We start from the raw sequence: 24,488 nt of genomic DNA on the forward strand, positions 1-24,488 counted from the left end.
AGCTATGGACGAACAAAGAATGCTAGAGATAGACCGCAGACACCTGTGGCACCCCTATACCTCAACGATCAATCCGCTACCCGTCTACCCTGTAGAGCGGGCTGAGGGAGTGCGCCTCTACCTCAAGGATGGGCGAGAGCTGATCGATGGCATGAGCTCGTGGTGGGCAGCCGTGCACGGCTACAATCACCCCAGGCTCAATGAGGCCCTTACCCGTCAGCTCGGGCAGATGGCCCATGTGATGTTTGGCGGCATTACGCATGAGCCTGCTGTAGAGCTGGCTGAGGAGCTCCTTAGCCTCTTGCCCCAGGCTTTGGAGTGCATCTTCTACGCCGACTCGGGTTCGGTGGCTGTCGAGGTGGCCCTCAAGATGGCCCTGCAATATCAGCAGTCCTTGGGCCAGGGGCAGCGTCATCGTATTGCCACGCTGCGCAATGGTTACCATGGAGATACCTGGCACGCCATGAGCGTCTGTGACCCAGAGACCGGTATGCATGGTCTCTTCGGTGGGGCATTGCCTGTGCAGCACTTCCTGCCTCGACCCTCCTCTCGCTTCGGGGGGGAATGGCATCCCGAGGATATGAAGCCCCTCGAGGAGCTCCTCGAGCAATATGCAGGTGAGATCGCAGCCCTGATCCTAGAGCCAGTGGTGCAGGGTGCAGGGGGGATGTACTTCTACCACCCACGCTACCTCGTCGAGGCCCGCAGGCTGTGCCGTGAGGCTGGGGTGCTCTTGATCTTCGACGAGATCGCAACGGGCTTCGGCCGCACGGGTAAGCTCTTCGCTATGGAGCATGCGGGCGTACTGCCCGACATTATCTGCCTGGGTAAGGCCTTAACGGGGGGATACATGACCCTCTCGGCCTGCGTTACCACCCGAGAGGTTGCCGATACGATCTGCTCGGGTGAGGCTGGCTGCTTCATGCATGGGCCGACCTTCATGGGCAATCCACTCGCCTGTGCAGTGGCAACGGCCTCTTTACGCCTCCTGAAGGAGAGCCCCTGGCAGGAGCGTGTCGGGAACATCGAGCGCATCCTCACCGAAGAGCTCAGTCCGCTGAGCCGCCTCGGCAGTGTGGCCGAGGTGCGTGTCCTCGGGGCTATCGGAGTTGTAGAGATGAGAGAGCCAGTGAATATGGGAGCTCTGCAGGCCCGCTTCGTCGAGGCGGGGATATGGGTGCGCCCCTTCGGCCGCTTGGTATATCTGATGCCCCCCTTCGTGATCGGGGAGACGGATCTCAGGACGCTGGCCTCCCGTCTCGTGCACATCCTCGAAGAGCTTGATCGTTAGAAGCCCTATCAACCTACTTAACTGAATAACTATGAATATGATCAAAGAATCAGGGACGATAGACCTGAACCTCCTCATCCGCCACTTCCCCTGGAAGGAGCTTTGCCGAGACTATGGCTTTGCGATTCCCTACCCAGAGGTGATGATGACGAGCGACCGAGCCCATGCCCTCTATACACAGATCAGTGGACTGCTCCTACCGCTGGCTTGGGAGCTTGATAATGAAGTCCGTTACCGTCTCGAGGCACATCCGATGCAGTCTGAGGCAGAGCTCCTCTTTGTCGAGGTGGAGCTCAAGGTGCTCGATGAGGCTTGGGAGGTGATCGGCTTCCCTCGGAGCACGGTCGAGCGTTACCTCTCCCTAGCGGCCTATGCTCACCTCTCGGGGGAGCTGTGGGCGGAACGGAAGAGGAGGTACTTCGGTCTCGACGAAGGCTCTTGGCTCGTTAGCCCTGCGCTCTAGTGTCCCAAATAGGAAGCCGCCCCTTGAGATCCTGTAAGATCTCAAGGGGCGGCTTATTACTGCCTTCTCCGCTTGGCCCGAGGCTAGTGTAATAGCTCGTATGGGGTGTCGAGGGTTTCGCTGTGTACCTTGTCCCATTTGAGACTTTCCCTTGGGCGTTCGGGGGCATCTCCATTGACGTAGCCAATGCCTAGGATGCAGACGATCTCGAGATCCTCAGGCAGGGCGAGGATGCGGCGCACGTAGATGCTAGAGTCCTCGCCATCGGCGGTGAAGCGTCCGTCCACCTCGGCCCAGCAAGTCCCTAGATCCTGCTGCCAAGCCTGTAGTTGCATATAGCCTGCGGCCAGGGAGGCATCTGCGATCCAGTGGCGGCACTCCTGAGGCGAAGCCAGTACGGCGATGGCTACAGGCACGTCAGCTAGGAAGGCACAACCCTTCTCTCTGAGATGACTGAGAGCCTCTAGCTTGGCCCGATCTCGGATGATGAGGAACTGGGTCGTATGCTTGTTCATCGATGAGGGGGCGCGCAGCCCTGCCTCGAGGATGGGCTCTAACTGCTCGGCCGATACGTCTCTGTCTCGGTGATAGATGCGGATGCTGCGGCGGGTGCGGATCGCATCGATTAGTTGGGGCTTGTTCATTGACTTGCTGTGATGTTAGTTAAGTTTTGACGGGAGAATGCCTCTCACTCGAATAACCAACAATCCGAGCCAATAGTTTCCCCCGCTGGGGTAGGAGGAGAAGGCGAGCTGTTTAGGGCTTGGGAGGATTGGCCTTGCGGGCATACTCGAAGAGATCCAGGCTGACGTGGCAATAGCCCCCAGGGTTCGCCTCGAGGTAATCTTGATGATAGTCCTCGGCGGGGTAGAAGTTCTTGATCGGCTTGCATTCGATACGCAGCAGCATCCGATGCTTCTTTTGTAGTTCTGCTAGTGCTTCTCGGATGATGGGCAGATCTCGCTCTTGGTCATAATAGATCCCTGTGCGGTACTGCGTGCCTATGTCTCCGCCCTGCCTGTTGAGCGAGGTGGGGTCGATGGTCATGAAGTAGAGCTCAAGTAGGAGCTTGAGGTCGAGTACGGAACTGTCGTAGATAACCTCGACAGTCTCGGCATGTCCCGTCGTACCTGTACAGACCTCTCGATAGGTAGGCCGCTCGGTAGTACCATTGGCATAGCCGACTTGTGTGCTGACTACGCCTCGTATTTGCTTGACGAAATGCTCTGTGCCCCAGAAGCATCCGCCAGCTAGATAAATCGTTCGTTTGTCCATAGATGTGGGTTGGGTATGGGTGTCGCTGCCTCGAGCTGTGCGAGGAGCAGAGGTGCTTGCACAGCCCGAACAGGAGCTTAACAGGAGGAGAAGGCTTAGGCCTAGCCCTAGGGTTCGCTTCATCATGAGGTCGAGAGAGGGGCCGAGGGGTGGGTTAGAACCATTTAATCTTTCGGAAGATGAAGAAGGCCGTTGCCGAGACAACGATCGACACACCGAAGATCAAGAGGAAAGCATAGGGTAGTCGATCCAAATATACATTGACATTCATCCCATAGAAGCTGGCGATCATCGTTGGGATCGTGAGCACGATCGAGAGGCTGGTCATGCGCTTCATGATCGTATTGACGTTGTTCGAGATGATACTGGCTAGGGCGTCCATCGTACTCGTAGCAATATCCGTATATATATTAAGGGTATTGTAGGCTTGTCGTAGTTCGATGCCTACGTCCTCAATGAGGTCGGGGTCTACCTGTCCTGCTCGGGCTGCGGTGCGCAGTCGGCCGAGCATAGCCTCGTTGCCTCGGATCGAGGTGTTGAAGTAGACGAGCGACTTCTGTAGGCGCATGATGCGCATGAGGTCTTCGTTTCGGATGCTCTGCTCGAGCTCTTTCTCCGCTCGATTGATCTCGAGGTAGATGAGCTTGAGGTACTTCAAGAACCAGGCTGCTGACGAATAGATCACCCGTGCGATAAAGTCAGGCTGAGACTGGATGGTGATGTTTTTGCGCCGAATGTGGTTGATGAAGTCGGGCATGAGCTGCGTCTTGCGAGAGCAGACCGTAATGGTTGCCCGCTCGCCCGTGATGATCCCTAGGGGGATGGTCATATAGGGCAGGCCCTGGATGTTGCTCTCCAGCGGGATACGCAGGATCGTGAGCAGCCACTCCTCCTCACGCTCGATGCGTGGACGTTCGTCCACGTCTGATATATCGGAGAAGAACTCGGCGGGCACTCCCAGCTCCTCGGTCAGGAAGTAGAAGTCGTCCTCGTCTGGGCACTCTACATGCACCCAACACTTATTTGTAAACTCTGAGAGCTGGGAAAATCCCGGCTCAAGGCTGAGGAAGTTTCTCATCGTCTGTGTAAGTATCCGTATATACGTTAGGCTCTATCTGCCGCCTCACAGATGCTTACCAGTTCGCTCTCTACGCCCAGCGTAGCTGACGATGATCTTAGTCTGCGAGACGACAGCTGATCTCTCGGGGCTCAGTACTCGGAGGGATGGCTTCGTCCATAATGGTGATGACTATTTTTGAATTGATTGCCTGCGAAGGTACGAAAAAAAGAGGGATGAAGCTGCCTCTTCCTTACAATTATTTTGCAAATCATTGTTCAGTAAAGCGTTGAGACTCTTTCGAGCAGCCCTCTACCCATAGTCCATCCCCTCCTTTGCTGCAGCCCACGCTTACCGCTCTCTACGTCCCTATTTGCATCTCGATCGAACACCTAATTTTATCTTGAATGAGTTCCCAATTTAGATCTCCACCACGATCTACTTGAGTCTCTATTGAGATCCTAGTAGGATCTCGATGGAGCTCCTACTTATGTCTCTGCTTCGATCCTATTTGAGTCTCTGCTTCGATCCTATTTAGATCTCCGTTGAAACTCTACCGATACCTCATCCACCCTTCTATCTGAACCTTCATCCCCTCCCCCCCCTCTAGCCTCTCGACTTAGGGGCTAGAGGGGAGCACACTCAAGGGCTCGATAGGCCTTCGCCGAGGCTCTGCGTTGCGTCCTGTGCCCGAAGGGGGTGGGGGGATCGTGTAGCTGTCGATTATTCCTTGTATCTTTGCATACTCTCTTGATGGACGTGAGCTACTCAGTCCGAGGAGGAGTGTCCTTTCGCAATATGATCAATAGACTACTCATACGTACCCGTGTAATGCAGGTTGCCTATGCGCATTACCATCGTGAGCAGCAGAAGCTAACCCAAGCTGAGCAAGAGCTCAAGCAGAGCTTCGTGCGCACGCATGACCTGTATCTCTTCTTACTAAGACTAATCCCCTCTCTCACGGAGCTCCATGCGTATCGCCTCGAACTCAGACGGCGCAAGCACCTGGCCACTGCCCGTGATCTAAACCCCAATACTCGCTTGGCGGACAACGCCCTCTCGGCGCAGATCCACAATACGGCTGACCTGGAGGCTTGGTATAATGCCTTCCCCCTGAACTGGCAAGCCGAAGAGGGACTGCTGCGCCATCTGCTCGAGCGCATCGAGCGTAGCGAGCTCTTCGAGAGCTACATGAATGCAGAGGAGACGAATTGGGAGAGCGACAAGCAGTTTTGGGTCGATGCTTTCCATAGCATCATCGCCTCCGACCTGGATCTCGCCGAGTACCTTGAGCAGCAATCCATCTACTGGGATGATGAGCTCACCGCCACTGAGAAGATCGAGTGCGAGGAGCACCCCGCCTGGGATCAGATCGAGGAGGCTGTCGAGGAGGCTCGCCAGGCCCAGCAGTATGCTGCCCATCCACTCGAGCTTGGTGCCGTCGAGATCGTCAAGGACTTTGTGGTGAAGAGTCTTCGCCGTGCCACGGCCGAGGATGACTTCTCTAGCCATCTCTTGCCGCTCTTCAAGGACGAGGACGACGAAGCCTTCGCCTCGCACCTATTGCGTCAGCTGCTGCTCAAGCACACCGAGTTGACAGAGCTCATCGAGACCCACATCAGTGAGAGCTGGGACAAGGAGCGTCTAGCTGATCTTGACGTGCTCATCATGTCGATGTGTATCGTGGAGTTTCTCCATTTCCCAGGCATTCCTACTCATGTATCCATCAACGAATATGTCGAGCTGGCCAAGGCCTATTCGACACCCAAGAGCTCTAGCTTCATCAACGGGGTGCTGGACGCTGTGGCCCGATCGCTCAAAGAGTCGGGGCGCATCATCAAGGCCTAATCCCCCCCGCCCCTCCCCGCACATTATATCATTCATATTAAGCAAACAACAAGACAATGAACACAATCTTTCTGCAGGCCTCTGCTGCATCTAGCCCTTGGGGCACTGTAGCCATGATGGCTGCCATCTTCGTGGTTTTTTATTTCTTTATGATCCGCCCTCAGCAGAAGAAGCAAAAGGCTCTCGAGGAGCAGCGTAAGGCTCTCAAGTCAGGCGACCGCATTATTACCTCTGGTGGAGTCCATGGCGTGATTAAGGATGTCAAGGAGCGCGAGTTCGTGATCGAGATCTCCGATGGAGTGCGCGTGCGCATCGATAAGGGCTCGGTCTACGCTGTTACCGAGACAGCTAAGTAGTTCTCCCCGAAGACCGAATATAAACCCTACCACTGCCCCCCCAACGATCCCAACCATGAGGCTCAAACTCGGACAAGGCAAGACTGGTAGCCAACAAAAGAAAGGTGCAGGCGCAAAGGGTAGCCCTCGAGGGGGGCGCTCTTCGCTCCTGTCCTTTTTGTTTTTTCTCTTCATCTCCTTCGCCTTCTGGTTCGTTCAGAGTATGCAGGGAGACTTTACTCGCAAGGTTTATATCCCTGTTGTCTATGACAGCATTCCCTCGGATCTAGTCCCTTCATCCGAATTGCCTCGCTATATCGTCGTACAGGTAGAAGATACTGGCTTCGAACAGATCAATTATTCGATTTATGGCTTGAGTGCCATCCGAGTAGGCCATGAGGGCATTCAGGCAGATCCTGTCCTCTTGATGGGGAGCAAGGAACTGCACGACCAGGTCGTTGCACGTCTCTCTCCGACTGCATACATCGGTGATATGAGCCCTCAAGAGATCCGTATTCCTCTTCTCCGTAGAGCGAGCAAGCGGTTGCCAATAGTAGCAGAGTTCCTCCCATTTCCTGCTCCAGGCTATATGGCTTATCCTCCTGTATTTACTCCCGATAGCATTACCGTCTATGGCTCAGCAGATCTATTGGCTGACCTGGAGTACATCGCTACAGAAGACCTCGAGGTCGAGGAACTCAAGCACACGCTCACCAGCAAGCTACAGCTCAAGCTTCCCTCGGGGGTGATCTCCGAGCACACGCAGGTGCAGATGCACATCGATGTGGAGGAGTACACAGAGCACCTCTTCACCCTACCTATCTCGGTATCTGGAGCGGGGCGAGGCTATCGCCTCCTACCCCTGCCAAGTGTAGCGCAGCTGCGCATTACCATCCCTCGATCTCGCTACAACGAACTCGTTGATACGGACTTCGAGCTCAGTGTAGCCTTCCCTCGCCTCGAGGGTGAGCATACGACCAACAAGCCCCTAGAGGTGCGGCTGAGCAAGCACCCCGACTGGGTGAAGCACTACCGTATCGAACCGCAGGCCGTGCAGTATGTGATCGAACGCACTACGCCTGCCTATTAAACCGCATAGCTATATGATCGAGACCATCGGCATCACGGGGGGCATCGGCTCGGGTAAGAGCGTTGTCTCTCGGGCTTTGACGTCTATGTCCGTGCCTGTCTACGACTGCGACTCTCGGGCCAAGGCCCTCTATGATGAGAGCCAGGAGCTACGAGAGGGGATGATCGACCTCCTCGGGGAGGCGATCTATGACACCCCCGACGGGCGGATCAATCGCCCCCTACTCTCGAGCCGCATCTTCGCCGATGCTGCCCTGCTGGCTCGAGTCAATGCGCTGGTGCACCCTGCTGTGCGGCGAGACTTCGACCATTGGCGTAGGAGGCAAGAGGCTGAGGGCTATACGCTCTGTGGCCTCGAGAGTGCCATCCTCGTTGGCCAAGCTCTCGAGCAGATGATCGATCGCCTTGTCGTGGTTGCAGCCCCACTAGAGCTGCGCCTCAAGCGGGCTGCGGCTCGAGATCGAACCACTGAGGAGGCCATCCGTCAGCGCATGGCACATCAGCTGTCGCAGCAGGAGCTTATAGAGAGGGGCGATGCAGTCGTGTACAACGAACCACATCGCCCTCTATTGCCACAGCTGTGGGATCTGCTCGAGCAGATCCACAGTGTCGGGGTTAAGCCCTCCTCGGCCTAGGGATGGTAGATCCTTATCCCATGCTGGTTGATCTGAAATAGCTTCCATCCATGCTCCTGATTGTAGATGAAAGCATCGACGAAGTAGTAGGAGACATACACCGCGGCCACAATCCAAATGACAATACCGATGATACGCACCCAGCTTGGGATCTCCTTGCCTCTCTGCTTACTACCCCACGTAGAGGAATGAACCCAAGACAAGAGGGGAATGATTACCAGCAGGATGGCAGAGAGTACGAGTAAGGGAAATGAATAGCCCACCCAGGTATAAGACCAGTCTAGGGGATGTACATCCTCTATATAGACCCCCCCAGCCTCTAGCTCTGTAATGATGCGCACGATGACTGCGAAGAAGCCTACGAGCAGGACAAGCAAACCTATCGAGCCTAGGCATCCACCCAAGCAGCAGCCAGTAACACGCTTGCCCGAATGATCCTCTGTGATCTGTGTGGCATCGTAGCGAATGCGCTCTCCTATGGTGATTGCACTGACGGGGTGGCCATACATCTCGAGCTTCTGCGTCGCTGTTTGTGCGGCAGGGATGATCATCCATGCTCCGAGGTAGAGCAGTAGGGGGATCATGATCCAGTTCTCTAGCAAGAAGAGGCTGGCCAGCACGAAGACGATACGTAGAGCCCCTACGCTCCAGTTCATATAGGTGGCTAGGCCATTGAAGACACCACAGAGCCAAGCTCCTTCGAGGTTGCGGTATAGCTTGCGTTTCGTGCTTGTTGGCTCGTGGGTGAGGGCTGAGGCTGCGTTGGCGGGCGACTCTCTGCTAGGAGGTTGCTTGGAGCTCTCTGAGGGAGCTTGCTGCTCGAGATCGAAGATCTCCTCGGGTTGGCCCATAAGCTCGATCACGTGGGTGATGAGGGCCAGATTGACTACACGAGAGCCTGAGGGGGATAGCTCGATGAGGTGCTCGGCGATGCGCTCCTCGAAGTCCTGCATGATGTCTGGGTCGCCACCCGAGCGAGAGAAGTACCTCTGTAGGTTCTTCAAGTACTCCTCCAGGAGTCTGTAAGCATCTTCGTCAATGTGGAAGATCTGGCCCGAGAGGTTCATGTTGATGCTCTTCTTCATAGGGATGTATGGGAGTTAGGTGGTTATCTACTTCGTTGTCTGTGCCTGACCTGAGCGGTTTATCCTGCGACGCATCGCACCCCACACCCTCTGAGACTCGGTGGATGCCCTAGTGCCCACGGGGATCACCATCCAAGCGATGAGGTAGGCCAATGGAGGAACGAGGATCAAATGCTCTATGAATGGAATCCACAGGAGGAGGTACACGATGCGCATAGCCCCTACGCTCCAGCCTAGATAGTCTGCCAGGCCATTGAAGACGCCACAGAGCCATGCGCCCTGGAGGTTGCGGTAGAGCTTGTGCTGAGGCTGAGCCTCCTCGGTGGTGATCTGTGGCTCGAGTTCTAGATGGGAGGCTGCTTGCACTTCCTCGGCAGTGCTCTGCTCGGCCTCCTGCTCGAGGTCGAAGATCTCCTCGGGCCGACCCATGAGCTCAATGACACGGCTAATCAGTGCGATGTCTACCAGTCGAGAGCCTGAGGGTGATAGCTTGACGAGGTGCTCAGCGATGCGCTCCTCGAACTCGGTGATGATCTCAGGATCACCCTCTGAGCGTGAGAAGTGCCCCTGTAGCTCCTCGAGGTATGCCTCTAGCAATTTGTAAGCGTCTTCGTCGATGTGGAAGATCTGCCCTGAGAGGTTCATGTTGATGCTTTTCTTCATAGGGATAGGGGTGTTGTGGTGATTATTACTGGGCAGTATGTCCCTGTTTGATCTTGTTTACAGTGCTCTCGAGTGAGGTCCAGTTACGCTCTAGCTGTTCGAGGAAGATGTATCCTTGTTCGGAGAGGCTGTAGTATTTGCGTGGTGGGCCGAAGCTCGACTCCACCGAGCGGACGACGAGCAGATTCCATTTCTTCAGTCTTAGGATGAGTGGGTAGAGGGTTCCTTCGACGACGATGAGATCTGCCTGGCGCAATGCTTCGATGAGATCCGCAGCGTACCGCTCCTGCTCTTTGAGTAGCAGGAGGATACAATATTCGAGAATCCCCTTGCGCATCTGCGCCTTCATATTATCTACATTGAGTTCTGTCTTGATGTCCATAATCTTGATCTAATGAAACCTTGACACTGCAAAGGTAAGCAAAGATTTTCTAATCTTGCCATACAAAGTACATTCTTGTGTTTTCTCGATAGAGACCTCGATATGCTCTCGGGTGGGCTCTCGGTAGACAGTCCCCTGAGTGCTCACTTGAGCCTCACCTGCGGTCCTACTTGAGTCTCTATGACGATCCTACTTAGACTTCAGTTGAGATCCTACTTGAACCTCAATCGAGATCCTACTTGAGTCTCTATTGCCCCCCTATTTAACCCTCGATGGCGATCCTATCGAGGCCGTTGTCGTGGTATAGTGTCGAGTCCTTGGGCAATTAGCTGCGTTCGAATGACGAGGTGTCGGGATTTATGCCTATATTTGGCTGGCTTTGCAAGGCGAGAGGGCTATCCCCTTCGGTGTAGAGCCTGCATTCATTAGCATTATTCAAACTTTAGCGACACGATATGAAAAAGATTCTACTGCTGGCAACCCTGCTGTGCGTTGCCCCCCTTTGGGGACAAAGTAAGTCCAAGAAGAAGGACCCTAATGAGAAGAATGTATTTACCGTGGTCAAAGAGCTTGGACGCTCAAGCATCAAGGACCAGGCCAACTCGGGTACTTGCTGGAGCTACTCTGGCCAGGGCTTCATCGAGGAGGAGCTGATCCGTATCGGTAAGCCTCAGTATGATCTGAGTGAGATGTTCGTTGTGAGCCACTCGTACAGAGACAAGGCCCGCAAGTTCGTTCGTCTGCATGGCTTCCTCAACTACGAGCAGGGGGGCTCATTCTACGATGTCCTCTACGTCCTTAAGCACTACGGTGCAGTGCCCCGCTCAGTCATGCCTGGGCTCAACTATGGTACTACCCGCAATGCTCACAACGAGCTGGCCGAGACCTCAAAGGCCTTCCTCAATGCTGTGATCAAGAACCCCAATGGCAAGCTCTCTACCGCTTGGTGGTCTGCCTATACGGGCATCATCGACAGCTATCTGGGTGAGCTGCCTGAGAAGTTCAACTGGAATGGTAAGGAGTACACGCCCAAGAGCTACGCCGCAGAGATGGGCATCAACCCCGATGACTACGTCTCTCTGACCTCGTACTCACACCAGCCCTTCTACAGCAAGTTTGCCCTCGAGATCCAGGACAACTGGCGTTGGAGTGAGAGCTACAACCTGCCCATCGACGAGCTGATGCAGGTGATGGACTCTGCCATCGATCATGGCTACAGCTTCGCTTGGGGTGCAGACGTTACCGAGAAGGGCTTCACCCGTGATGGCCTCGGTGTGCTGGCCGACCTGGACGAGGTACAGAGCAAGGGGAGCGACTTCGCTCGCTGGTTCGGTAGCGGCTCGGACAAGAAGGCTGCCCTCGACAAGATCATCCGTCGTGCTGACTGCCCCGAGATCGAACCCACACAGGCCTATCGCCAGATGGGCTACGACAACTACCAGCTCACCGACGACCATGGGATGACGATCTATGGTAAGGCTGTGAATCAGAACGGACGTAAGTTCTTCATGGTCAAGAACAGCTGGGGTGAGACTGGTGAGTACAAGGGTGTATGGTACGTCTCCTACAACTATGCCAAGGGACGTACGATGAATATCGTCCTACACAAGGATGCTATCCCCGAAGCCATTGCCAAGAAGCTCGGACTCAAGTAGTACCAACCCCTACATAGTACATACATATATAAGGCGGATGGGGTGGTGGCACTCCATCCGCCTTGCTTTTGCAACTAAAGCACTATGAAAAAAGTCTTGCAAGGCCTCCTCCTGGGCTTCTGCGCCCTCCTCTCGACTCCTGCTCCTCTCGAGGCTCAGGATAGCCTATGCGTGAGCCAAGATAGCCTGCATCTGCCTAGTCATCTATTTGCTCGGGTAGACACTCTACAGATGCACCTATGGGCCGACAGCGTCCTCTCGAGCTTAAGCCTAGAGGAGCAGATCGGACAGCTCATCATGCCCATCATCTACCCCAGTAGCGATAGCCTACAGATCGGGCATGTCGAGGAGCGTATGGCACGAGGACACTGGGGCGGCATCCTCTATCAGAAGGGGTTGCTGCGAGAGCAGGTGGTGATGAACCATCGTCTACAGAGACAGAGCCGCATCCCCCTGCTCATTGCTCTGGACGGCGAGTGGGGGCTTTATATGCGTCTCAAGGATGCTCCTCGATATCCTCGTAATATGGGCCTAGGAAGGCAGAGCAACGGTCGCCTCCTCTATGACTATGGACGAGAGATCGCTCGGCAGTGCCGCCTCGTGGGCATCCATATCAACTTCGCCCCTGATGTCGATGTGAATATCAACCCCAAGAACCCCGTGATCGGCACTCGCAGCTTCGGCGAAGATCCTCAGCGGGTGGCCTCCCTCTCCCTCTCCTATGCCCTGGGGCTGGAGGATGGGGGCATCCTCTCGGTGGCCAAGCACTTCCCAGGGCATGGCGATACGAATGAGGACTCGCACAAGACGCTACCCTTCGTCTCAGCCTCCCGAGAGCGTATGCAGGAGGTGGAGCTCTTCCCCTTCGCCCAGTACATACAGGCAGGGCTCGGGGGCATCATGACGGCCCACCTCAGAGTGCCCGCCTACGAACCCGAACCGATCCCCTCATCGCTCAGTGGGCGTATCTGTACGCAGCTGCTCCGTGAGGAGATGGGCTTCTCGGGGTTGACCTTCACCGATGGTCTCGAGATGAAGGGGGTATTCGGCGGCAAGACGGTAGACATAGGCGTGGCTGCCCTCAGAGCAGGCAATGACATCCTGCTCGGCCCTAGCGACCCAGATGCGATGCTCCAGAGCATTGCCGAGGCAGTCCGAAGAGGAGATCTCTCGGCCGACCTCATCCGTCAGAAGTGCCTCAAGGTACTCTACTACAAATATCGCCTTATCATCTCTCAGAGGGACGAGCGGGCTTCGGCCGCCGAGATCAAGCAGCTCATTTGGACTCGTGAGGCGGAGCAGCTGCAGAGCAGTCTGTGGAGTGCCTCCCTCACGGCTGCGATCCGTGATGCCAAGACCTTCGAGGAGATCGAGCGCAAGGGCTACAAGCGTGTGGCCCTGCTGGAGGTCGGCAAGAGCATCGCCCCCCAGTCGAGCCTCAAGGCCCTGGCCGCCTCGGGCATTCGCCTCGAGCGTATCGCCTGGCCTAGCCAGACGAGCGAGCAGGCCAAGGTGATGGCTCGCCTCAGCTCCTACCCTCTAGTGCTCGTCCATCTCTATAGCTCTCAGGGCATTCCCACCCAGTCGCTCTCGAGGCTCATGGCTACAACCCCCGTCGTAGTTGCCTACTTCGCTTCTCCCTATCGTCTCTCGGCCTCAGCCCCTTGGCTCGCCAAGAGTAAGGGCTTCATCTATGCCTACGAGGCTGTGCCCGAGGCCGCCGAGGCTGTAGTATCTCTGCTAGACCCCGCAACCCCAGCCCAGACGAGGGCACAGAGCCCCACCAGGGTAGAGGACAAGGATGACCCCACGGCTCAGATGCCAGGGGCATTGCCCGAGAGTGCCAAGCCGAGGCGAGAGGCCGATCAGAGGGCACTCTCCAAGAGCTTCGGTCTCAGTCATCCCGAGCGTATCGACAGCCTTGCCCTGGAGGGCATACAGGAGGGGGCTTACCCTGGGTGTCAGATCTTCATCTGGCACCGAGGGCGGACGGTCTACAACAAAGCCTTCGGGACGCTGACGGGCGAGCTGGGTAGCCCTGCTGTCGAGCTCAGTACGGTCTACGATCTCGCCTCCGTTACCAAGGCCATTGCCACCACACCAGCTGTGATGCTGCTCGTTGGTCAGGGCAAGCTGCGCCTTGAGGGTCGAGTATCGAGCTATCTGCCCGAGTTTGCCCATACGCCTGTTGGGGCTATTCGCCTTCGAGAGCTACTGCTGCACCAGTCGGGCCTTGCACCAGGGATCAATTTCTACACTGACCTCATCGCCCCCGATAGCTACGAGGGGGCTCTCTTGCGCTATCGCCCCTTCGACGGCGGGATTCCCCTGGTAGGTCGAGCTTGGGGTAACCCCAACTTTCGCTTCGACTCGACCTTTGTTGCCCGGCGGCCTAGCCCCGAATATCCGCTACAGATGGCCGAGGGGCTCTATCTCTCGGCACACTTTCGGGACAAGATGATCGAGCGGCTTGCTGAGGCCGAGGTGCGCCGCCGCAAACGCTACCGCTATAGCGACCTCAACTTCCTTCTGTTGCAACTCATTGTCGAGCGGGTGAGTGGCGAGCCGCTGGATCAGTTCGTTCAGCGTAGCCTCTTCTCCCCCGTCGGGGCGGCCCTCTATTACAATCCGCTCCAGAGGGGGCTCTCTCGAGAGAGTATCGCTCCAGCACAGAGGGATAGCTTCCTGCGCAAACAGATCGTCCGAGGCTATGTCGACGACGAGACGGCTGCCTGCCTCGGAGGGGTGGGAGGTAATGCAGGCCTTTTCGGCAATGCCTCCGAGGTCGGTAAGATGTGCCTGCTGCTGCTGAGGCAGGGCAAGTGGCAGAGCAAACAGGTCATCCCCCGCTCCGTAGTGCGTCGCTTCACGACGACGAGCAATACCGAGAAGACACGCTTCTTGGGCTTCGACCGACAACGCCCCCGAGGCACAACCCCGACGGCCGAGTCTGCCTCGCTACAGACCTACGGGCATCTAGGCTTCACTGGGACTTGTATCTGGATCGACCCCAAGCAGGAGCTGATCTTCGTCTTCCTCTCCAACCGTACCTACCCTAGCCGTGGCAATAGCAAGATCATTGACCTGCGCCTGCGCCCCATGCTGCACGAGCTAGCCTACGAGCTTGTTCGCTCTAGATAATCATCTCTATCTGCCTATGCAACAGATTGCTAAGCCTTCGTTTTGGACACCTGTGCGAGACTTCGCCCTCTTTGTTCGTCGCCCCAGTATCGGCCCTAGTCCCCTAACTGTCCCTTCGGCCTATAGGGCTATGGGGGTGCTCTTCCCCTTCAAATATCTCCTTTCGTTCGCAGTCGTCTTCGCCTCGACCCTCATGGTTGCGGCAGTGAATAGGGGTCTAGCCGAGGTCGTGAGCTATGCCCCTTGGCTCATGGTACTCCTAGTTGTCGGGGTCGCTCCGCTTATCGAGGAGGTTGCCTTCCGCCTCCCCCTACGCCCTCGGCCTCTGTGGCTTGGTCTCTCGGCCGCTGTCTTCTCCTACTACATCCTCACCCGGGGCTACTATGGGGTGGGCAACTTCGAGCTGCGCACAGCCCTCGTGCCCAGGCTACTCATCCCCCTGGCCCTCGGGCTCTTGATCGGGTTTCTCTCTCACTGGTTCTCGAGGCGATCTCGCTGCCTCTCGGGGGCGGAGGAGCTGCACGGTCGCCGCTTGACCTTTGTGGTCTATGCCCAGGCTCTGCTCTTTGGCTTCGTTCATATCTTCAACTATGATATGCCCCTTGAAGAGCAGCTGCTCCTTTGGCCCATCGTGGTCTTCCCGCAGCTCCTTGATGGCTTTGTTTATGGCTTCATGCGTTGCCGTTACGGTTTCTCTAGAGGGTTAGTGATGCACATGATTAACAATGCTATAGGTATCCTACCCACCCTTTTACTCTCCTAGATATCTCTAGGGTAATGGCTGGGGTTATAGAGGATGTAGCAGCTTTGGCTTCACCGAGAAAAATGTTTGGAGCTAGAGTGCATCGATGAAAATATATATCTTTGCACACCTATAGCTATAGTGTGCTGCTTTTGATTGCGGTTTGGATAGATGGGCAGCACACTCGCAAGATATTCAACTCATGATCAGCAAGAACTTTATCTCTCTCTACGAGGAGAGCTTTCGCAAGTACTGGGAGCATCCTGCCCTGAGCAATTACGAAGGAGCCACCTATACTTATCAGAGCCTAGCGCATCAGATTGCTCAGTGGCATATTACTTTCAAAGAGCTCTCCCTTGAGCCTCAAGACAAGATCGCTATCATGGCCAAGGATACAGCTGAGTGGTGTATCGCTTTCTTGGCCAGTATCACCTACGGGGCGGTGATTGTGCCTGTCCTGCAAGACTTTGCCCCTGCCGATGCCATGAGCATCATCGACCATTCGGAGGCTAAGCTGCTCTACATCAACCACGATCTATGGCAGCAGTTCGACCCCGCAGCGATCCCCCAGGTACGCTCGGTCATCGATCTGCAGACCGCCGAGCCCCTCTATGACCGTCGGGGCATTGAGCCCCTCAGAGAGGCCCTCCAGGCTCGTCTAGGCCTCCGTTTCTCGGACTTCTCTCGAGAGGATGTTCGCTACTATCACACGCCCAATAGCGAGCTGCTCCTGCTGAACTATACCTCGGGTACTACGGGCTACAGCAAGGGGGTCATGGTCTCGGCCAATAATATGGCTGGTAATGTTAGCTTTTGTATGGGTAAGGGGATTGTCTCGCCCCATGAGCGTCTGCTCTGCTTCTTGCCCCTGGCTCATACCTATAGCTGTATGATTAATATTCAGCTGGCTTTGGCCCAAGGAGTGCATGTTATCCTGCTAGGCAAGGCTCCTACACCCACTATCTTGCGCAGAGCCCTCGCCGATATTAAGCCTCGTATTGTGGTTAGTGTCCCTCTGATTATTGAGAAGATCTACCACAATGCTATTGCACCCATTATTTCCACACCCAAGGTTCGCCTCATGCTCAGCATTCCTCTAGTGCGTAACCTTGTGTATCGTAAGATCAAGACAAGGCTTATTGAGGGACTTGGTGGAGCTGCCGACGAGATAATCGTCGGTGGGGCTGCCCTTAACCCCGAGATCGGTCGCTTCCTCAAGCGTATAGGCTTCCCCATCACGGTAGGTTATGGTATGACCGAGTGTGCTCCGCTGATCTCCTACTGTCCACCTCGAGAGTGGCGTCTAGGCTCTTGTGGGCAGGTGCTCGAGGGCTTCATGCAGGCCCGTATTGCCCCACTCGAGGGGGAGCACGATATGTCCCAGAGTAAGAGCTATTCGAAGGGGCATGCCCTCCCTGTGGGAGAAATCCAGGTTCGAGGGGAGAATGTCTGCCTCGGGTACTACAAAAACGAGGAGCATACCCAAGCTCTCTTCACTGAAGATGGCTGGCTGCGCACAGGGGACCTCGGCAGCATGGACGCCGACAACTTCCTCTATATCAAAGGCCGCTCTAAGGCTATGCTGCTCAGTGGTAATGGGCAGAATATTTACCCCGAGGAGATCGAGTCCAAGATCAGTATGATCCCCTATGTCCTAGAGAGCCTCGTCGTGATGCGCCGTGGCCGTCTCGAGGCCATCATCGTGCCCAATACCCAGGCTATTGCCTCGGCAGGGATTGGTGAGGAGGAGGCCTGGGAGGTCATTGCCGATCACCGAGCTATGCTCAATGATCAGTTAGGCTCTTATGAGAAGGTTCAACGCTTTGAGCGTCGGGACGAACCCTTCGAGAAGACCCCCAAGATGAGCATCAAGCGTTTCCTCTACAAGTAGATATAGATCTCTATCCCCCCAAAGCCCCACGAATGCCGATGAGAGGTATTTGTGGGGCTACTCTATTGCCCTTTTATTTCTCGTCCTTATGTGGTTGGTTCTATCCTTTGTCTCCGCCGCCCTCCTGGGCCTCTATGATGTCAGCAAAAAGGTCGCTTTGAGGGAGAATGCCGTTATTCCTGTACTCTTTGCTACCACGTTGGTGTCGAGTTTGATCTTCTTGCCCTTCATCTTGATCTCTAGGCTGAGTCCTGAGACTCTAGGCCCTGAGGGGCTACTCTACGTCCCTAGCGCAGGGCTAGAGGCCCATGGGCTGATCTTCCTCAAGAGCATCATCGTCCTGAGCTCTTGGCTCTTGGGCTACCTAGGGATGAAGCATTTGCCCCTCACCCTCGTTGGCCCGATCAATGCGACTCGCCCCGTGATGGTGCTCCTTGGGGCTATGCTCCTCTTCGGTGAGCGGCTCAACCTCTACCAATGGATAGGGGTTGGTTGTGCCCTCCTCTCCCTTTGGCTGCTGAGCCTCTCAGGCAAGCGCGAGGGGGTGAGCTTCACCTCGAATAGGTGGATCATCTGCGTCTTCGGGGCTGCCCTCCTTGGGGCTGCCAGCGGCCTCTATGATCGCTATCTGCTCCGGGAGCTCCCTCCGATGCTCGTACAGTCCTGGTATAGCCTCTATCAAGTCCTGCTGATGGGCCCCTTGCTGTGGTCCCTCTGGCACAAGCGGGCAGGCTCGACTCCACTCTCTTGGCATCCTGCGATCATCCTGATCCCGATCTTCCTCTCACTGGCCGACTTCGCCTATTTTATGGCCCTTGCAGAGACCGAGTCGATGATCTCGGTTGTCTCCATGATCCGCCGAGGTAGCGTAGTCGTCTCGTTCGCCTGTGGAGCCTGGGTATTGGAAGAGAAGAACCTAAAGGCTAAGGCTCTAGATCTCCTACTCATCTTGATCGGGATGGTCTTCCTCTATCTCGGTTCGAGAGGCTAGGGGAGAGCTATCCCTTTACCTTCTAGATCCAGGCCTAACAGCCGAGCTCTTCTAGTCTTGGCTAGCGAGGGGGATTAAGTCGATCTTTTGCAGCAGACTACCCTTAGGGGCTAATCTTTTTATAAGGGTTTGGTGTTATCTACCTTAATATTTCCTACTTTTGTCGGAGATAAGGCCTGGGAGATACCTAGGCTGTACCGCTTAATTCATTGAACAAATAGAGAACTATGAACCTTTCGCACATTGAGCATCTAGGGATTGCTGTCAAGAGCATTGAGGAGTCTCTTCCCTACTACGAAGAGATCTTGGGTTTGAAGTGTTACAACATCGAAGTGGTTGAAGACCAGAAGGTCAAGACTGCTTTCTTCAAGGTCGGTCAGACAAAGATCGAGCTGCTGGAGGCTACTAGCCCCGAGAGTACGATCGCTAAGTTCATCGAGAAGCGTGGGGAAGGCATCCACCACATCGCCTTCGCTGTACCCGACACGGACGAGGCTCTTCGTGAGATGGAGTCAAAGGGTGTCCAGCTGATTGACAAGCATTCTCGTAAGGGGGCAGAGGGGCTCAACATTGCCTTCATCCACCCCAAGAGCTCTCGAGGTGTACTGACAGAGTTCTGCGACTGCAAGCAAAAGTAATCGCTATGTGCAGAGACCATAGAGGCCATAAATACAAAGGCCTCTACGGTCTCTCTTACTTTGTGCCTCTCCTACAGTGAGGGTGGGGCATGGGGTTTTGGGGTATTGAACAATCAACAAACAATATAAACAAAGAACTATGAGCGTTCAGTTAGAAAAGATTAAGGAGCTCATCCAGCTCCGTGCCACAGCACACATGGGTGGTGGTCAGAAGCGTATAGATAGTCAGCACGCCAAGGGCAAGTACACCGCCCGTGAGCGTATTGCTATCTTGCTTGACGAAGGGAGCTTCGAGGAGATCGACACTTTTGTGCTGCACCGCAGTACCAACTTCGGGATTGATAAGACTAAGTTCCTCGGCGATGGCGTGGTAACTGGCTATGGTACGATCGATGGCCGCCTCGTGTATGTATTCGCTCAGGACTTCACCGTCTTTGGTGGTGCTCTCTCTGAGATGATGTCATCCAAGATCTGCAAGGTCATGCAGTTGGCCATGCAGCAGGGTGCTCCTGTGATTGGCCTCAACGACTCGGGTGGTGCTCGTATCCAGGAGGGTATCAATGCGCTGCAGGGCTATGGCGACATCTTCCAAAATAATATCATGGCCTCTGGGGTAGTGCCTCAGATCTCAGCGATCTTCGGCCCTTGTGCCGGTGGTGCTGTGTACTCTCCTGCATTGACCGACTTTAATATCATGGTCAAGGGCTCTAGCTACATGTTCCTCACTGGCCCTAAGGTCGTGAAGACTGTAACGGGTGAGGATGTTACTCAGGAGCAGCTTGGTGGTGCTAGTGTACATGCCAGCAAGAGTGGTGTAGCCCACTTCGCCGTGGAGAATGAGGACGAGGGGATCCGCCTCATCCGTCATCTCCTCAGCTTCATCCCCCAGAACAATATGGAGGATGCTCCTATGACTGAGTGCACAGACCCTATCGATCGTGTAGAGGATCTGCTCAATGAGATCATCCCTGATCAGCCTAACCGTGGGTACAATATGTACGAGGTGATCGGTGCTATCGTGGACAATGGAGAGTTCCTTGAGATCCACAGAGACTATGCCAAGAATATCATCATTGGCTTTGCGCGCTTCAACGGCCAAAGCGTGGGGATCGTGGCTAATCAACCTCTCGTGATGGCTGGTGCTCTCGATAGTAATGCCTCTCGCAAGGCTGCTCGCTTTGTTCGCTTCTGTGATGCCTTCAATATCCCTCTCGTAACGCTAGTAGACGTGCCTGGATTCCTCCCAGGTACGGGTCAGGAGTACAATGGTGTGATCGTACATGGTGCTAAGCTCCTCTACGCCTATGGGGAGGCTACTGTGCCCAAGATCACTGTTACGCTGCGTAAATCCTATGGTGGTGCTTACATCGTAATGAGCTCGAAGCATCTACGCTCGGATGTGAACTACGCATGGCCAAGCGCAGAGATTGCCGTTATGGGCCCAAGTGGTGCTGTAGAGGTGATCTTCGCTAAGGAGGTTGCTGCTGCAGAGAACCCCGCCGAGGCTGCTATGCAGAAAGAGGAAGAGTACCGCAAGGCCTTCGCCAACCCATACAACGCTGCCTCCTATGGCTTCATGGATGATGTAATCGAGCCTCGTAATACTCGCTTCCGCATCATCCGTGCCCTTGAGCAGCTGCGCACGAAGAAGCAGTCGATCCCTGCTAAGAAGCACGACAACCTGCCTCTCTAATTGATGTAATAGTATTCAGTTATGAATATCCATCGCAAAACTGGTCGCCTGGCCGCAGGGCTGCTGCTTGTAGCAGCTCTGCCTCAGGTGGTCTGGGCTCAGGGCTCTAGAGCCGATGAGCTGCTCGTAAATGATGCCAATGGCTTTATCCTGACGAGTACTGCGGTGCTGGTAGTCTTCTCTGCACTGGTGATGCTGGTGATTGTCTTCTCTCTGACAGGAAGGCTGATGCATCGGCTCTCTCAGCGTAAGGCGAAGGACTCTAAGTCCAGCACTCATGCTGGATGTTCACCCTCTAGCTCCTCAGCCGCCCCCAATGGGGAGGCGATGGTCGCCATTGCTTTGGCTCTAGATGCGGCCCGCCATGAGGCCAGCGACGAGACTGTCGTTGCGATCTCTATGGCTCTGCGCACCTATTTAGAGCAGCAGCATGACCAGGAGAGCTTCGTGCTCACGCTCAACCCTTATCGGCGGACAGCGTGGAATGCTCGTAGCTTGGGTATGCGCCAGTACAATTACTAATCATCTTACCCTAGACACAGAGATGAAATCAGACATCAACAAGGAGGTATTCGCAGCTATTGCCTATGCGCTGCATGAGGCCCTCGGCAAGTACGATCATGATCAGGAGTCCTTTGTCCTGACCATCAAGCGTACGCCCTCGACCTGGAGCCTCAAGACGCAGGCAATGCGCGTGCTACCGACACGCCAATAATTATTTAATCACTAGAAAACTTCATTCCCATCATGAAAGAATATAAGTATAGCATCAATGGCAACGAGTACACCGTAGCCATCATCGATCTCGAAGGCAACACTGCTGCTGTAGAAGTAAATGGTACATCGTACAAGGTAGACATCCTCAGCGAGGGGGGAGCTGCACCTGCTCCACGCCCTGCGGCCGCCAAGCCTGCTCCTGCGGCCGCACCTGCTCCCGCTGCTGCTCCTGCAGCCGCACCTGCTCCAACCCCTGCCGCCCCCGCCCCAGCGGCTGCTCCAGCTGCTGCCAAGGGTACGGCTGTACTCTCCCCTCTGCCTGGCGTCATCCTAGATCTCAAGGTGAATGTAGGCGATCAGGTTAAGGCTGGTCAGACTGTAGCTATCCTCGAGGCTATGAAGATGGAGAACAACATCAATGCCGAGTGTGATGGCGTAGTGGCCGCAATCAAGGTAGCCAAGGGGGATAGCATCCTCGAGGGCTCTGAAATCATGATTATCGGCTAGTACTATGCTGCTCTTCGGTGGTTTCCTGGTCAAGAACCTAGAGACATTCTGGCAATACACTGGCTTTGCGAATGCTCTGCCCGAGCACTTCGTCATGCTGGGTATCGGAATCCTCTTCATCTTCTTGGCCATCAAGTATGAGTTTGAACCACTGCTCTTGATCCCCATTGGCTTTGGGATGCTTATTGGCAATATCCCCTTCAGTGAAGGTCTCCGCATCGGGATCTACGAGGAGGGTTCTGTGCTCAATATCCTCTATCAAGGTGTGCAACAGGGATGGTATCCACCGCTCATCTTCTTGGGTATAGGGGCAATGACCGACTTTACGGCTTTGATCTCCAACCCCAAATTGATGCTCATCGGTGCTGCCGCCCAGATTGGGATCTTTGCGGCCTATATGGCTTCGCTGCAGCTTGGGTTCACTCCTAGTCAAGCAGGGGCTATTGGGATCATCGGTGGTGCTGACGGCCCTACGGCTATCTTCCTCTCGTCCAAGCTCGCTCCTCAGCTCATGGGGGCTATTGCGGTATCGGCCTACTCTTACATGGCTCTAGTACCCATTATCCAGCCTCCTTTTATGAAGCTGCTTACGACCAAGAACGAGCGCTTGATCCGCATGAAGCGTCCTCGTGAGGTGTCTCAGACGGAGAAGATTATCTTCCCCATCGCAGGGCTTCTCTTGACCTGTACCTTAGTCCCCTCGGCTCTGCCTCTACTGGGGATGCTCTTCTTTGGTAATCTGCTCAAGGAGAGTGGTGTTACTAAGCGTCTAGCGGACACGGCTAAGGGGCCTCTGATCGACACGATTACGATCCTCCTAGGGGTAACGGTCGGGGCTTCTACGCAGGCCACGGAGTTCCTCACTGGAGACTCGGTGAAGATCTTTGCCTTGGGGGCATTCTCGTTCATGATCGCTACGACCTGTGGTATCCTCTTTGTTAAGCTGTTTAATCTCTTCCTCAGCAAGGAGAACAAGATTAACCCTCTGATCGGGAATGCAGGTGTATCTGCTGTCCCCGACTCAGCACGCATCTCTCAGGTGGTCGGGCTCGAGTATGACCCCCGCAACTATCTGCTGATGCATGCCATGGGGCCTAACGTGGCAGGGGTAATTGGCTCTGCTGTTGCGGCAGGTATCCTGCTGAGCTTCCTGGCCTAATCAGGAGAGAGTGTGCTATAGCGAACCCTCGGTAGTGGGTGTGCGGAGACGGAAGTCTCGGTGCACCCACTGCTCTTTTGATTAGGTGGGGTGATACACAGAAATACAACCAAACCAAAAACTTAGTATCTTTGTCCTGTGATGCTTCGGCAGGGATCTCCCTGCGAGAGCATGGCGAGTATATAAGCGAGTATCCGAGACTTCGTATAAGCGCATGGGTCGGTCATAGATATGCCTTTGAACCGTTCATGGGTTTGTAGTTGCTTCGGACTTGTTTTTTGTATAGGGCTAGCATTCACATTGTTTATACTTACAGACGAAACATCAAACACAATTACCTCACTATGGCATATAACTATATGACCCAGGCCGGCTACGACAAGCTAGTAGCCGAGATCACCGAGCTAGAGTCGGTGCAGCGTCCGGAGATCTCTCGACAGATCGCTGAGGCTAGAGACAAGGGCGACCTCTCTGAGAATGCCGAGTACGATGCAGCTAAGGAGGCTCAGGGGCTGCTCGAGAGCAAGATCGCTCAGCTCAAAGGGATTCTGAGCAATGCCCGCATCATAGACGAGAGCCGACTGGGTACGGACTCGGTGCAGATCCTCAATAAGGTCAAGATCCGCAATACTAAGAACGGAGCTGAGATGAGCTATACCCTCGTATCAGACTCTGAGGCTAATCTCAGAGAGTTTAAGATCTCGGTGAATACCCCCATCGCCAAGGGCCTCATGGGCAAGAAGGTTGGCGATGTCGTTGAGGTACAGACCCCTGGTGGGCTGGTGAGCTTTGAGATCCTAGAGATTACCTTCTAAGGGGAGGGACTATGGCTACGATCTTTAGTCGCATTATCTCGGGAGAGATCCCCTCGTATCGTGTCGCTGAGAGTGAGGCCTACTATGCCTTCCTCGATATTAACCCCGTGCAGGCAGGGCATGTCTTGGTTGTGCCCAAGCAGGAGGTCGATTACTTCTTCGATCTAAGCCCCGAGAGCCTCTCGGGGATCATGGAGTTTGCCCGTATGGTCGCCTCTGCGATACAGTCTGCTACCCATTGCATCAAGGTCGGTGTCTCGGTTGTGGGCCTCGAAGTGCCCCATGCTCATGTGCACCTGATCCCCCTCAACGAGCTGGGAGACATGAACCTCAAGCACAAGGTGGAGATGAGTGGCCAGGAGCTGCAGGAGATGGCTGTACGCATACGAGCCTTCGTCCCCAAGGAGTACCTATAG

24 protein-coding genes and 1 pseudogene are annotated in these 24,488 nt (G+C 55.0%); 19 read left to right on the forward strand and 6 right to left on the reverse strand.

Annotation, left to right across the window (positions count from 1 at the left end; translation table 11 throughout):
• Positions 1-4 precede the first annotated feature (4 nt).
• Positions 5-1,291 carry an adenosylmethionine--8-amino-7-oxononanoate transaminase gene (gene bioA / locus HQ37_RS04440; protein ID WP_036881008.1) on the forward strand — a complete coding sequence of 429 codons (1,287 nt, stop codon included), beginning with the start codon at positions 5-7 and terminating at the stop codon, positions 1,289-1,291.
• A gap of 37 nt (positions 1,292-1,328) precedes the next feature.
• Positions 1,329-1,754 (forward strand): hypothetical protein, encoded by a 426-nt coding sequence (locus tag HQ37_RS04445; protein WP_152566789.1) that lies wholly within the window; start codon positions 1,329-1,331, stop codon positions 1,752-1,754.
• A gap of 83 nt (positions 1,755-1,837) precedes the next feature.
• Here HQ37_RS04445 and HQ37_RS04450 read toward each other — a convergent pair whose 3' ends face one another.
• The 3 genes and pseudogenes from HQ37_RS04450 to HQ37_RS04460 all read right to left on the reverse strand — a co-directional run bounded on the left by HQ37_RS04450 (position 1,838) and on the right by HQ37_RS04460 (position 4,107).
• On the reverse strand, positions 1,838-2,398 hold the full coding sequence (locus HQ37_RS04450; RefSeq protein ID WP_036881012.1) for a nitroreductase family protein: 561 nt from the start codon (positions 2,396-2,398) through the stop codon (positions 1,838-1,840).
• Positions 2,399-2,516: 118 nt separating this feature from the next.
• Positions 2,517-3,155: pseudogene (msrA, locus tag HQ37_RS04455) on the reverse strand (peptide-methionine (S)-S-oxide reductase MsrA); the annotation flags it as partial.
• 28 nt (positions 3,156-3,183) lie between these two features.
• Positions 3,184-4,107 (reverse strand): magnesium transporter CorA family protein, encoded by a 924-nt coding sequence (locus HQ37_RS04460; protein ID WP_036881014.1) that lies wholly within the window; start codon positions 4,105-4,107, stop codon positions 3,184-3,186.
• Positions 4,108-4,884: 777 nt separating this feature from the next.
• Here HQ37_RS04460 and nusB point away from each other — a divergent pair.
• From nusB to coaE, 4 genes are read left to right on the forward strand one after another with little or no spacing between them, the layout of a single operon-like run.
• Positions 4,885-5,934 carry a transcription antitermination factor NusB gene (gene nusB / locus HQ37_RS04465; protein ID WP_036881016.1) on the forward strand — a complete coding sequence of 350 codons (1,050 nt, stop codon included), beginning with the start codon at positions 4,885-4,887 and terminating at the stop codon, positions 5,932-5,934.
• 56 nt (positions 5,935-5,990) lie between these two features.
• Positions 5,991-6,290, forward strand: a complete 300-nt coding sequence (gene yajC / locus HQ37_RS04470; RefSeq protein ID WP_036881018.1) for a preprotein translocase subunit YajC — start codon at positions 5,991-5,993, stop codon at positions 6,288-6,290.
• 55 nt (positions 6,291-6,345) lie between these two features.
• The gene (locus HQ37_RS04475; RefSeq protein ID WP_052080760.1) at positions 6,346-7,359 is read left to right on the forward strand and encodes a YbbR-like domain-containing protein; all 1,014 of its coding nucleotides are present in this window, start codon (positions 6,346-6,348) and stop codon (positions 7,357-7,359) included.
• 13 nt (positions 7,360-7,372) lie between these two features.
• The gene (gene coaE / locus HQ37_RS04480; protein WP_036881020.1) at positions 7,373-7,993 is read left to right on the forward strand and encodes a dephospho-CoA kinase; all 621 of its coding nucleotides are present in this window, start codon (positions 7,373-7,375) and stop codon (positions 7,991-7,993) included.
• Here coaE and HQ37_RS08080 read toward each other — a convergent pair.
• From HQ37_RS08080 to HQ37_RS04495, 3 genes are read right to left on the reverse strand one after another with little or no spacing between them, the layout of a single operon-like run.
• Positions 7,990-9,078, reverse strand: coding sequence for a PspC domain-containing protein (locus tag HQ37_RS08080; RefSeq protein ID WP_052080761.1), 1,089 nt, complete (start codon positions 9,076-9,078; stop codon positions 7,990-7,992). The two genes, coaE and HQ37_RS08080, sit on opposite strands and share 4 nt — an antisense overlap.
• 27 nt (positions 9,079-9,105) lie before the next feature.
• A complete protein-coding gene (locus HQ37_RS04490; protein WP_081951763.1) occupies positions 9,106-9,741 on the reverse strand; it encodes a PspC domain-containing protein in 636 nt (211 codons plus the stop codon).
• 25 nt (positions 9,742-9,766) lie between these two features.
• Entirely contained in the window at positions 9,767-10,123 is a 357-nt protein-coding gene (locus tag HQ37_RS04495; RefSeq protein ID WP_036881027.1) for a PadR family transcriptional regulator, read from the reverse strand.
• A gap of 455 nt (positions 10,124-10,578) precedes the next feature.
• On the opposite strand from HQ37_RS04495, the gene HQ37_RS04500 reads away from it, so the two are divergent.
• The 13 genes from HQ37_RS04500 (at position 10,579) to HQ37_RS04555 (ending at position 24,488) form a co-directional block, all read left to right on the forward strand.
• On the forward strand, positions 10,579-11,778 hold the full coding sequence (locus HQ37_RS04500; protein WP_036881029.1) for an aminopeptidase C: 1,200 nt from the start codon (positions 10,579-10,581) through the stop codon (positions 11,776-11,778).
• A gap of 84 nt (positions 11,779-11,862) precedes the next feature.
• On the forward strand, positions 11,863-14,919 hold the full coding sequence (locus tag HQ37_RS04505; RefSeq protein WP_052080762.1) for a glycoside hydrolase family 3 N-terminal domain-containing protein: 3,057 nt from the start codon (positions 11,863-11,865) through the stop codon (positions 14,917-14,919).
• A gap of 16 nt (positions 14,920-14,935) precedes the next feature.
• A complete protein-coding gene (locus tag HQ37_RS04510; protein ID WP_152566791.1) occupies positions 14,936-15,682 on the forward strand; it encodes a type II CAAX prenyl endopeptidase Rce1 family protein in 747 nt (248 codons plus the stop codon).
• 181 nt (positions 15,683-15,863) lie between these two features.
• Complete coding sequence (locus tag HQ37_RS04515; protein WP_036881033.1) at positions 15,864-17,552, forward strand: AMP-binding protein; 1,689 nt, start codon at positions 15,864-15,866, stop codon at positions 17,550-17,552.
• Positions 17,553-17,640: 88 nt separating this feature from the next.
• Positions 17,641-18,543, forward strand: a complete 903-nt coding sequence (locus tag HQ37_RS04520; RefSeq protein WP_036881035.1) for a DMT family transporter — start codon at positions 17,641-17,643, stop codon at positions 18,541-18,543.
• Positions 18,544-18,770: 227 nt separating this feature from the next.
• Positions 18,771-19,181, forward strand: a complete 411-nt coding sequence (mce, locus tag HQ37_RS04525) for a methylmalonyl-CoA epimerase (RefSeq protein WP_036881037.1) — start codon at positions 18,771-18,773, stop codon at positions 19,179-19,181.
• Positions 19,182-19,320: 139 nt separating this feature from the next.
• Positions 19,321-20,874, forward strand: coding sequence for an acyl-CoA carboxylase subunit beta (locus tag HQ37_RS04530; protein ID WP_036881039.1), 1,554 nt, complete (start codon positions 19,321-19,323; stop codon positions 20,872-20,874).
• A 21-nt stretch (positions 20,875-20,895) separates the two neighbouring features.
• The gene (locus HQ37_RS04535; protein ID WP_036881041.1) at positions 20,896-21,396 is read left to right on the forward strand and encodes an OadG family protein; all 501 of its coding nucleotides are present in this window, start codon (positions 20,896-20,898) and stop codon (positions 21,394-21,396) included.
• A 22-nt stretch (positions 21,397-21,418) separates the two neighbouring features.
• The gene (locus HQ37_RS08420) at positions 21,419-21,589 is read left to right on the forward strand and encodes a hypothetical protein (protein WP_200879451.1); all 171 of its coding nucleotides are present in this window, start codon (positions 21,419-21,421) and stop codon (positions 21,587-21,589) included.
• 32 nt (positions 21,590-21,621) lie between these two features.
• On the forward strand, positions 21,622-22,098 hold the full coding sequence (locus HQ37_RS04540) for a biotin/lipoyl-containing protein (protein ID WP_036881043.1): 477 nt from the start codon (positions 21,622-21,624) through the stop codon (positions 22,096-22,098).
• A gap of 4 nt (positions 22,099-22,102) precedes the next feature.
• Positions 22,103-23,257, forward strand: coding sequence for a sodium ion-translocating decarboxylase subunit beta (locus tag HQ37_RS04545; protein ID WP_036881045.1), 1,155 nt, complete (start codon positions 22,103-22,105; stop codon positions 23,255-23,257).
• A 344-nt stretch (positions 23,258-23,601) separates the two neighbouring features.
• On the forward strand, positions 23,602-24,072 hold the full coding sequence (greA, locus tag HQ37_RS04550; RefSeq protein WP_036881047.1) for a transcription elongation factor GreA: 471 nt from the start codon (positions 23,602-23,604) through the stop codon (positions 24,070-24,072).
• An 11-nt stretch (positions 24,073-24,083) separates the two neighbouring features.
• Positions 24,084-24,488 carry an HIT family protein gene (locus HQ37_RS04555; RefSeq protein WP_036881049.1) on the forward strand — a complete coding sequence of 135 codons (405 nt, stop codon included), beginning with the start codon at positions 24,084-24,086 and terminating at the stop codon, positions 24,486-24,488.

Origin of the sequence: Porphyromonas sp. COT-239 OH1446, from assembly GCF_000768875.1 — a bacterium.
Classification (GTDB): domain Bacteria; phylum Bacteroidota; class Bacteroidia; order Bacteroidales; family Porphyromonadaceae; genus Porphyromonas.